Annotated in this window: 9 protein-coding genes; all 9 read right to left on the bottom strand. The window is 63.5% G+C overall.

Features of this window, described 5'->3' with window-relative positions; genetic code table 11:
* Positions 1 to 33: 33 nt before the first annotated feature.
* The 9 genes from ACP15O_RS09855 to ACP15O_RS09815 all read right to left on the bottom strand — a co-directional run bounded on the left by ACP15O_RS09855 (position 34) and on the right by ACP15O_RS09815 (position 9,575).
* Positions 34 to 816 (bottom strand): FAD binding domain-containing protein, encoded by a 783-nt coding sequence (locus tag ACP15O_RS09855; protein WP_425095911.1) that lies wholly within the window; start codon positions 814 to 816, stop codon positions 34 to 36.
* A gap of 109 nt (positions 817 to 925) precedes the next feature.
* Positions 926 to 3,298: a xanthine dehydrogenase family protein molybdopterin-binding subunit gene (locus tag ACP15O_RS09850; protein ID WP_425095920.1), complete on the bottom strand. Its 2,373-nt coding sequence runs from the start codon at positions 3,296 to 3,298 to the stop codon at positions 926 to 928.
* Positions 3,299 to 3,376: 78 nt separating this feature from the next.
* Positions 3,377 to 3,859 (bottom strand): (2Fe-2S)-binding protein, encoded by a 483-nt coding sequence (locus ACP15O_RS09845; protein WP_425095910.1) that lies wholly within the window; start codon positions 3,857 to 3,859, stop codon positions 3,377 to 3,379.
* Between the two features lie 59 nt (positions 3,860 to 3,918).
* Positions 3,919 to 4,962: a molybdopterin-binding protein gene (locus ACP15O_RS09840; protein ID WP_425095909.1), complete on the bottom strand. Its 1,044-nt coding sequence runs from the start codon at positions 4,960 to 4,962 to the stop codon at positions 3,919 to 3,921.
* Positions 4,959 to 5,924 (bottom strand): XdhC family protein, encoded by a 966-nt coding sequence (locus ACP15O_RS09835; RefSeq protein ID WP_425095908.1) that lies wholly within the window; start codon positions 5,922 to 5,924, stop codon positions 4,959 to 4,961. The genes ACP15O_RS09840 and ACP15O_RS09835 overlap by 4 nt, the downstream gene beginning before the upstream one ends.
* A gap of 149 nt (positions 5,925 to 6,073) precedes the next feature.
* Positions 6,074 to 6,661: a YeeE/YedE family protein gene (locus ACP15O_RS09830; RefSeq protein ID WP_425095907.1), complete on the bottom strand. Its 588-nt coding sequence runs from the start codon at positions 6,659 to 6,661 to the stop codon at positions 6,074 to 6,076.
* A gap of 3 nt (positions 6,662 to 6,664) precedes the next feature.
* Entirely contained in the window at positions 6,665 to 7,216 is a 552-nt protein-coding gene (locus ACP15O_RS09825; protein ID WP_425095906.1) for a YeeE/YedE thiosulfate transporter family protein, read from the bottom strand.
* Between the two features lie 82 nt (positions 7,217 to 7,298).
* Positions 7,299 to 8,558, bottom strand: coding sequence for a vWA domain-containing protein (locus ACP15O_RS09820; protein WP_425095905.1), 1,260 nt, complete (start codon positions 8,556 to 8,558; stop codon positions 7,299 to 7,301).
* A gap of 108 nt (positions 8,559 to 8,666) precedes the next feature.
* Positions 8,667 to 9,575, bottom strand: coding sequence for an AAA family ATPase (locus ACP15O_RS09815; protein WP_425095904.1), 909 nt, complete (start codon positions 9,573 to 9,575; stop codon positions 8,667 to 8,669).
* Positions 9,576 to 9,700: the final 125 nt, after the last annotated feature.

Genomic DNA, 9,700 nt, shown 5'->3' with positions numbered 1-9,700 from the left:
AAAAGGGCCCCAATGGACCCTTTTCATTTTCCTTCAGCATGCTTTTACGGCGCGTATTGTGAGTATTTTTGCCAGATGGGCGCGGTATTTTCCCGATCCGTGCAGATCTGCGATCATCTCTTCTCCGGGCAGGTTCAGCGGGTCGATTGCGCCTGCGCTGAAGTCGGCGCTCAGCGCCGCTTCGGCCTCGGTCCAGCGGAACACGCCGTCATTGCCCGCCCCGGTCACCGCCACGCGCACGCCATCGGCAAACTTCGCCACGAAGACACCGCATAGCGCAAACCGCGAGGCCGGCTGCTCGAACTTCTGATAGCTGGCCGCCTGCGGGATCGGAAAGCGCACCGCGGTGATGATCTCGCCCTCCTCCAGCACGGTGCCGAACAGCCCGTCAAAATACGCATCCGCAGCGATCTCACGCGCAGAGGTCACCACCACCGCCCCCGAGGCCAGAACCGCCGAAGGATAACACGCCGCCGGATCGTTATTCGCCACAGACCCGCCAATCGTACCGCGATTGCGCACCGCCGGATCGCCGATCCCCCCCGCCAGCGCGGCCAGCGCCGGATAGGCCCCCGCCTCGGCCGCCACAGTCGCATGAGTGCTCGCGCCCCCCACGCGCAGCACACCGTCCGCAGAGGTCACCCCCTGCATCTCGGCAATCCCCGCCAGACGCACCAGCGCCGAAGGCATCGCCAGCCGCTGCTTCATCGTCGGCAGCAGGGTCTGTCCACCCCCCAGCGCCAGCGCCTCCTCATCCTTCAAAGCCTCCACAGCCTCGGCCACCGATCCGGGCGCCACAAAGTCAAAATTATACATCTCGTTTCTCCTCCCAAAGCGCCCAGAGCCACAGCCCAACCCGCTTCTTTGTTCCATAAATACTCATTGCGGCGGCGCCGCACCCGCCGCGCCGCCCCAAAACAAAGCCTCAGCCCCCCTGCATCGCTTCCCAGACCCGCGACGGGCTGACCGGCATGTCGATGTGATCCACCCGGTACCCCCCGCGCTGCAACGCATCGATCACCGCATTCACCACCGCCGGCGGGCTGCCGATCGCCCCGGCCTCGCCGCAGCCCTTCACCCCCAGCGGGTTATGCGTGCACGGCGTCTGGCACGAATGATCCACATCGTAAAACGGCACATCCGAGGCCCGCGGCATCGCGTAATCCATGAAGGATCCGGTCAGCAGCTGGCCGTTCTCATCATAGACGGTGTTTTCCAGCAGCGCCTGGCCGATGCCCTGCGCCACGCCGCCATGCACCTGACCGGCCACGATCATCGGGTTGATCACATTGCCAAAATCATCCGCCGCGGTGAAGGCCAGGATGTCCACCTTGCCGGTCTCGGGGTCCACCTCGACCTCGCAGACATAGGCGCCCGAGGGATAGGTGAAGTTGCTGGGGTCATAAAACGCGGTCTCCTCCAGCCCCGGTTCCAGGTTCTCCAGCGGGTAGTTATGCGGCACATAGGCCGCCAGGGTCACATCGCCCCAGGCCACGGATTTATCCGTGCCCGCCACGCTGAACTGGCCGTCTTTCAGCTCGATATCCGCCTCCGAGGCCTCCAGCAGATGCGCGGCGATGGTCTTGGCCTTGTTGATGATCTTCTCGGTCGCGCGCACCATGGCCGAGCCCCCCACCGCGATGGAACGAGACCCGTAAGTCCCCATACCCATTGGCGTTTTCGAGGTATCGCCATGCACGATGTCGATCTGGCTGACATCAATCCCGATCATTTCCGACACGACCTGCGCAAAGGTCGTCTCGTGCCCCTGCCCGTGGCTGTGGGACCCGGTAAAGACGCTGATGGAGCCGGTCGCATTCACCCGCACGGTGGCGGATTCATACAGCCCCGCCCGCGCGCCCAGCTGGCCCACCAGATTGGACGGCGCAATCCCGCAAGCCTCGATAAAATGCGCCAGGCCGTAACCGCGCAGCTTACCGCGCGCTTTGGATTCGGCTGCGCGCGCGTCAAACCCCGCATAATCCGTCATCTCCAGCGCCTTATCCAAGGTCGCGTGGTAATTGCCGGTGTCATAGGTCACCGCCACGGGCGTGTCATAGGGGAACTGCTCGGGCTTGATGAAGTTCAGACGGCGCAGCTCGGCCGGGTCCATGCCGATCTCGCGCGCGGCCTTGTCGATGACGCGTTCCAGCTGATAGGTCGCCTCGGGGCGCCCGGCCCCGCGATAGGCATCCACCGGCACCGTGTTGGTGAACACCGCCTTTACGTTCACATAGATCAGCGGCGTGGTGTAATTGCCCGCCATCAGCGTGCCATGCAGCCAGGTGGGAATCGACGGCGCAAAGGTGCTTAGATACGCGCCCATATTGGCATAGGTATCGGTGCGCACGGCGGTGAACTTGTGGTTCTCATCCATCGCCAGTTCGATCTTGGTGACGTGATCGCGCCCATGCGCATCCGAGATGAACGCCTCGGAGCGCGAGCAGGTCCATTTGACCGGCCGGTTCACCACTTTGGACGCGTAGGTCACAAAGGCCTCTTCGGCATAGTGGTAAATCTTCGAGCCAAACCCCCCGCCCACATCGGGCGCCACGACCCGCAGTTTATGTTCCGGAATGGACAGCACAAAGGCCCCCATCAGCAGCCGGATCACATGCGGATTCTGGCTGGTGGTGTAGAGCGTATATTCGTCATTGGCGCGCGCATAATGGCCCACGGCCACGCGCGGCTCCATCGGGTTGGGAACCAGGCGGTTGTTGACCAGCTCCAGCGTGGTGACGTGATGGGCCGACTTGATGGCCGCGTCCACGGCCTCGCGGTTTTCTTCGACAAATCCCCAGTCATAACAAAGGTTTGAGCTCAGATCCTCATGCACCTTGGTGGCCCCGTCCTTCAGCGCCTCCTTCATGTTCAGCACCGGCTCCAGCTCTTCGATCTCCAGCTCGATCGCCTCGGCCGCGTCGCGCGCCTGTTCCAGGGTTTCGGCCACCACAACCGCGATGGGATCGCCCACATGGCGCACCTTGCCCTCGGCCAGAATCGGGTGTTTGGGTTCCTGCATCGGCTGGCCATGGCGGTCCGTCACCTGCCAGCCGCACGGGATGCCGCCCGCCGCCGCAAAATCGGCAGCGGTAAAGATCTTCACCACCCCCTCCAGCGCCGACGCCGCGGCCGTGTCCAGCCGCGCGATCCGCCCATGCGCCACATCCGAGCGCAGGAAATACGCGTGGGTCTGGCCGTGAATGTTGATGTCATCGGTGTAATTGCCGGCCCCCGTCAGGAAACGGACGTCCTCGCGCCGTTTCGTGCTGTCGCCGATGCCGCCCGCCTTGGGCATGTCCTTGGGCATGTCTTTGGGCATGATCTCTCCTCCCTGAGAAAATCGTCCTGTAATCAGTGATTTATGCTGCGCTCTTCATTCTGCCGCCACGGCACCCACGTCCTGACCGGACGCCGCCATGATCGCCTTGACGATGTTGTGATAGCCCGTGCAGCGGCAGATGTTGCCCTCCAGATGATGCCGGATCTCGGCCTCAGTGGGCTTGGGGTTGTCCTTCAGCAACGCCGCCGCAGACATCACCATCCCAGGCGTGCAGAACCCGCATTGCAAACCGTGATGATCCTGAAACGCCTGCTGCAAAACGCTCAGCGTTCCGTCCGCAGACGCCTGGCCCTCAATCGTCGAAACTTCTGACCCATCCGCCTCAACCGCAAGCATCGTGCAGCTTTTGATCGCAACACCGTCAACATGCACAACACAGGCCCCACATTGCGACGTGTCACACCCAACATGCGTCCCACTCAAACCCAAACCAAAACGCAAAAAATCAACCAATAACGTCCGACTCTCAACATCAGAACTATGAAATATTCCGTTTACTGTCATACCTATCCGCATCTCATTTCCTCCCTGCGACATCAGTGTACAAATTCATACCGGACGGGCCGCGCGGGCCATTATCCGGGGACTTCAATAGATGTATCTTTCCGATCAGGCGCTTGCGCGGGCGCTGGTTTGTGCCCCTGACGCGGCATGGGCCGGGTCGGGATTTCCTTTAGCAGCCCGCCCACGCCCATACGCGCGATATCCCGCCCCGTGACAGGCAGGGCGCAGGCCACACGGCCCAGCACCCAATCGGCCCCATTCAGCGCGGGCGAGCGGGCACAGCCGGGCAGGCCGATCACGGGACGCCCGGAGATGTCGGCCAGAAACAGCAGGTTGCCGGGGTCCACGGGCATACCGAACCGCTCGACCCGCCCGCCGGCCAGCCGCACCGCCTGAGGGGCCACATCCAGCGGATCTGAGGTGGCCGAGCCGGTCAGGATCAGCGTCAGATCGCTGGAGACCCCGGCCAGAGCGGCGCTCAGCGGCTGCTCTTGATGCGGAACGGTGATCACCTCGGTCAGGGCGATGTTCAGCGCGTTCAGGCGGGCCTCGATCGCGGGCAGGCCTTTTTCGCCCGCCCCACCGGGGATTTGCGTGATCAGCAAAGAGGCCGTGCGCAATTGCGGCGGCGCAAAGCGGATCGCCCCGTGCGCCAGGTGACAGGCGCGCTCCAGATCGGCGCGCGGGACACCGTAAGAGATGATCTTGACCGTGGCCACCATCCCGCGCGCGGCCATCTGCTGATGGGGCGGCACCGTGGCGACGGTGATCATCGGGTGAACCTCGTTGGCGGCGATCAGGCGGGCCTCGTCCAGCAGGGCCAGCCCCGGCCCGCGGGCCAGGATGTTCACCCGCCCGGTGAAAGGCGCGGTCAGGCGCAGGCCCCGAAGATCGGGGGCCAGCGCGGCAGCCAGTTGCTGCGCGGCGGCGTCTTCGTGCAGGTCCTCGGGGTCCAGCTGCGCGACGATCACCTGCTTCAGCCCGGCATCGCTTAGCAGGCGGGCGTGCTGCTCGGTCAGTCTGATCCCCTTGCGCAGCTTCTGCCCGTTCACCGTCAGCGAGTGGGCCAGAATGGCGCCCGCGATCCGGGCCGGAGGAACGGGACCGAACTTCATCCCTGCCTCAGCACCCGAGTGCATTCGGCCAGGATGGAGACGGCGATTTCAGCCGGGCTGGCCGCACCGATATCCAGACCCACAGGGCCGTGAATGCGGGCAATCTGATCGGGGGGAAACCCTGCCTCTGTCAGGCGGTCCACGCGTTTGGCATGGGTCCGTTTCGAGCCCAGAGCCCCGATATAGAACACATCCGCCGTCAGCGCCTGTTCCAGCGCGGGATCGTCGATTTTCGGATCATGCGAGAGCAGCACAAGCGCGGTACGCGGGTCCAGACCCAGCGTCTTGATCGCGTCATCGGGCCAGTCGTTCAGGATTCGCTCTCCGGGGAAACGTGCGTCCGAGCCAAATGCCTCGCGCGGGTCCACCAGCACCGGATCATAGCCCGCCAGCCGCGCCATCGGCACCAGCGCCTGAGCGATATGCACGGCGCCCACGATGATCATCCGCAAAGGCGGGTTGTGAATGGTGACGAAAAAGCGCCCGTCCTCTTCAAAGCCCGAGCGGTCCAGCCGAAACCGATCCGCATGGCCATGCTGCGTCAGCCAGCGGTCGCCCTCAACCAGATCGGCCACGACGGCCACCGCGCGGCGGGCGGTGCGGGCCGCCACCAATTGTTCCAGCAAATCGGCAGGCAACACCGCGCCCACGGGTTCGACCAGCACGCGGATTGTCCCGCCGCAGGCCAGCCCGACAGCAAAGGCATCCCCATCGCTGATCCCGAATTCCAACAGGCGGGGCTGGCCGTCCTCCAATGCCTCCAGCGCTTCGACGACCACCGCGCCTTCGACGCATCCGCCAGATACCGAGCCCTGGATCTCGCCCGCGCCCGACACGGCCAGCTGACTGCCCACCCGGCGCGGCGCGCTGCCCCAGGTTTCCACCACCGTGGCCAGAACAGCCCCCTTGCCACCGCGATACCATCGCAGAGCAACCTCGGGGATGTTGTCAAACCGATCCATACGTGATGAGCCTCCCTGTGACGATCACTCTAACACAGGGTAGTGCTCTGTCTGCCCCCCGCAACCTACGACGAAAGTCTTAGAGGAAAAGATCGCAAAACGGCCGCCCCAAAGGGCAGCCGCATCGCATAGCCAATCTGGCAAACGGGCTATTGCGCCGGGACGGGCTCGGCTGTTTTGCCATTCAGGCTGTCGGGCAGCACAAAGGCGATGACGATAAAGGCCAGCCCCAGAACGATGCCCAGAATGTCACCCGGCAGGGCTGTCAGGCCTTCGTATTTGGCCCCCGGAACGGTGCCCAGCGTCACCTTACCCCCGGCGATTGCGTCCAGCAGGCCGCTGGATTTCCACGCCGGATAAGTCACCATATAGGCCGCCGCGCCCAGCAGGCCGCCCGCGATAAAGGCCAGCCCGTCCTTGCGCCCGGTGGCCGCCGCGCAGACCCCTGTACCGGGGCAGAACCCCGACATCGCCCAGCCGGTGCCCAGCAGCAGACCGCCGATAAACACGCCGATATAGGCGGATTTCACGGACATATGCCCCACATCCACCAGCCCCAGCATCTGCCCGCCGAACATCAGGATAGACCCGGTGCCGATTGCCAGCAGAATGGTTTTCATCAGATGCAGGTTGGTCAGGTTCAGCATCTTGCCGATATAACCCGGATTGGTGGCGCCGATCCGGTCCAGAGTGAAGCCGAACAGGGCTCCGATCACGATTGCAAGCAGAATGGTCATGGCTCAGGCCCCTTTCTTATACATCATCAGCGACACAGGGATCGCGGCGGCAAAGGCTCCGGCGGCGAAAATATAGCCCGACAGCGAAGTCTGCATCATCCCGCTCATCATATGCCCCGAGGTACAGCCCCCCGCCAAGCGCGCGCCATAGAGCACGATAAACCCACCGACAAAGGCCACGGCGAAACGCTTGACCGCGCTGTCTCCGAAATTGGCGCGCCAGATGCCGGGCATGGTGCGCTCTTCGCGGCTCAGCCCGCCCTTCAGCAGCGTGGACAGAAAGGCCCCCGCCATCATCGCCAGCACGAAAACAAAGCTATAGTTCAACGGGTTAGACACCGATTTGGCGTATTTCCCGTTCGATTTCGCCAGATAGGCATTGGTCGAGGTGTAGCCGTCCTCGGTTTGGGTCACCAATTGCGTATTCACCGCATCGCCGATGATTCCATCCAAAATCACGAATTGCGTGCTCACCCCGATCGGTTTGACCAGCAGCACCGCCAGAAAGAAGACGAACCCCAGCAAGAGCCCCCCCGTTTTCCAATTGAGTACCATTTTCTTCCCCTCGATTTTTCACATCAGGAAATCATTATATGTACTCACATTCCATTTGCAGAATGATTTAGATCAAACCGGCTCAGCCCGCGCGCAACAGGGCCATCAGCCGGTCTTTTTCACCGCCATCGCCAGGGCGCGAGATCGCGGCGGCCAGTTGCTCCAGCGTGGCAATCGAGTGCCCGGCGCGGAAGGCATCCACATGCGGCAGCATCGCCTTGATCCCCGAGGCTTTGGGCGCGAACCCATCCCAGCGCAGCAGCGGATTGAGCCAGATCAGGCGGCGCGCGGACAGGTGCAGGCGCTCTGTCTCTTTTTCCAGCGCGGCTACATCGCCCCGGTCCAGCCCGTCGGTGATCAGCAAAACAACCGCCCCCTGCCCCATCACCCGGCGCGACCAGTCGCGGTTAAACGCATGTAAACATTCACCTATTCTGGTTCCTCCTTCCCAATCCTGAGCCTCGGCCCCCGCTGATTTCAGGGCCTGATCCACGTCGCGCGTGGCCAGATGCCGGGTGATATTGGTCAGCCGCGTGCCGAAGGTGAAGGCATGAACCTGCGCCCATCCGGCACCTTTTTCATTTGCCACCGCGTGCAGAAAATGCAGCACCATCCGGCTGTATTGGCTCATGGAGCCGGAAATATCGCACAGCACCACAAGGTTCGGATAGCGGGTTTTGTGGGATTTGAGCACCAGATCGCAGGTCTCGCCCCCCCGCCGCAAAGAGGCGCGCATCGTGCCGCGCCAATCCACCCGGTGGCCGCGCAGGCTGGTCTGGGTGCGGCGCGATTTCAGCGGCTTGACCGGCAGTTTCAGCCGCGCCAGCATCCGGCGGGCCTGGGCGGTTTCCTCGGCGCTCATCTGTTCGAAATCGAGGGTTTTCAGGCGTTCCTCGGACGACATGGTTTGCGAGGCGTCCACCTCGATCTTTGTGTCCTGCTCATCGGATTCGGGCTGCGGGAGGTCCGGCAATTGCCCGTCCAGCAGGGCCTGGGCTGCGCGTTTTTCGGCCGATTGGGCGGGCTTTTCCTCTTGTACGCCGCGAATGGCCGGCAGCATCATCGCCATCATATGCTCCAGGTAGCGCGGATCGCGCCAATAGAGCCGGAATATCTGCGAGAAGACCGCGCGATGCTCGGGGCGGTTCACGAAACAGGCGTGCAATGTCCAGTAAAAATCGCGTTTATCGGTAAAGCCCGCCGCCTGCACCGCCCGGATCGCATCCATCACCCGCCCCGGCCCAACCGGCAACCCCGCCCGGCGCAGGGCGCGGGCAAAGTGGGTGATGTTATGGGTCAGCCTGGGGTTTTCCGGCAGGTCGAGATCGGGGAGCTGGGCCATGGCGTCACCTGTTGCGGTGGGGGGCAGATAGCTCCCCACACCCGCAGCCCAGGTGGGGGGCAGTCTGCCCCCCACACCCCCCGAGAGTATTTGCGGCAAGATGAAACATCAGGCCGGGGCGAGGGCGGCGCGGGAGTCGTCCAGCAGGCGTTTGGCCTCGGAGCCCTGGAGGCGCTGGATGTCGTCCTGGTATTTGAGGATGGCGCCGATCGTGTCGGAGATGACCTCGGGCGAGAGGGAGAGCACGTCGAGGGCGAGCAGGCATTTGGCCCAGTCGATGGTTTCGGCGACGCCGGGTTTTTTAAAGAGATCCTCGGTGCGCAGGCGTTGGATGAAGGCGACGACCTCGCGCGAGAGGGATGCAGCGGCCTGGGGCGCGCGGGCCTGGAGGATTTCCAGTTCGCGGTCGAAATCGGGGTAATCGACCCAGTGATAGAGGCAGCGGCGTTTGAGCGCGTCGTGAACCTCGCGCGTGCGGTTGGAGGTGAGGATGACGATGGGCGGTTCGGGCGCGTGGATGGTGCCCAGCTCGGGGATGGTGACCTGAAAGTCGGAGAGGGCTTCGAGCAGGAAGGCCTCGAAGGGTTCATCGGTGCGGTCCAGCTCGTCGATGAGCAGGACGGGAGCACCGCCGGGTTGCGGGCGCATGGCTTGCAGCAGGGGGCGCTCGATCAGGTAGTCTTGGGTGAAAAGCTCGGTTTGCAGGGCGTCGCAATTGGCGGAGCCTGCGGCCTCGGCGGTGCGGATGGCGATCATCTGCGCGGCGAAGTTCCATTCGTAGACGGCGCTGGCCGCATCCAGCCCTTCGTAGCATTGCAGGCGGATCAGGCGGCGGCCCAGGGCGGCGGCGATGGCCTTGGCGATCTCGGTTTTGCCGGTGCCGGCCTCGCCCTCCAGAAACAGCGGACGGCCCAGTTTCAGCGACAGAAAGGCCACCGTGGCCAGCGCCCGCCCGCATATGTAATCCTGCCCTGCCAGCGCCGTCTGCACGTCGTCAATCGAAGAAATATCGCTCATACCTGTCCTCCCTCTTTTTACCATGCAGGCCGCATTGCAGCCGTCAAGTGGCACCAAAGGCGCAAATCCCCCGCGAATGTTGACGCCCCGCAGGACACCTGTCATGATTTCGGTAACGAATTCCG

The organism is Youngimonas ophiurae (nom. illeg.), assembly GCF_049803795.1.
Taxonomy (GTDB): domain Bacteria; phylum Pseudomonadota; class Alphaproteobacteria; order Rhodobacterales; family Rhodobacteraceae; genus Thalassobius.
Note: the sequence above shows the minus strand (reverse complement) of the source record. Positions and strands in the feature narration are given on the sequence as shown.

Coding starts and splice junctions, on each gene's coding strand:
- ACP15O_RS09835 (WP_425095908.1), bottom strand. CDS start 5,924: ATGGATCGGTTTGACAACATCCCCGAGGTTGCTCTGCGATGGTATCGC.
- ACP15O_RS09820 (WP_425095905.1), bottom strand. CDS start 8,558: ATGGCCCAGCTCCCCGATCTCGACCTGCCGGAAAACCCCAGGCTGACC.
- ACP15O_RS09840 (WP_425095909.1), bottom strand. CDS start 4,962: ATGAAGTTCGGTCCCGTTCCTCCGGCCCGGATCGCGGGCGCCATTCTG.
- ACP15O_RS09845 (WP_425095910.1), bottom strand. CDS start 3,859: ATGCGGATAGGTATGACAGTAAACGGAATATTTCATAGTTCTGATGTT.
- ACP15O_RS09855 (WP_425095911.1), bottom strand. CDS start 816: ATGTATAATTTTGACTTTGTGGCGCCCGGATCGGTGGCCGAGGCTGTG.
- ACP15O_RS09850 (WP_425095920.1), bottom strand. CDS start 3,298: ATGCCCAAGGCGGGCGGCATCGGCGACAGCACGAAACGGCGCGAGGAC.
- ACP15O_RS09825 (WP_425095906.1), bottom strand. CDS start 7,216: ATGGTACTCAATTGGAAAACGGGGGGGCTCTTGCTGGGGTTCGTCTTC.
- ACP15O_RS09815 (WP_425095904.1), bottom strand. CDS start 9,575: ATGAGCGATATTTCTTCGATTGACGACGTGCAGACGGCGCTGGCAGGG.
- ACP15O_RS09830 (WP_425095907.1), bottom strand. CDS start 6,661: ATGACCATTCTGCTTGCAATCGTGATCGGAGCCCTGTTCGGCTTCACT.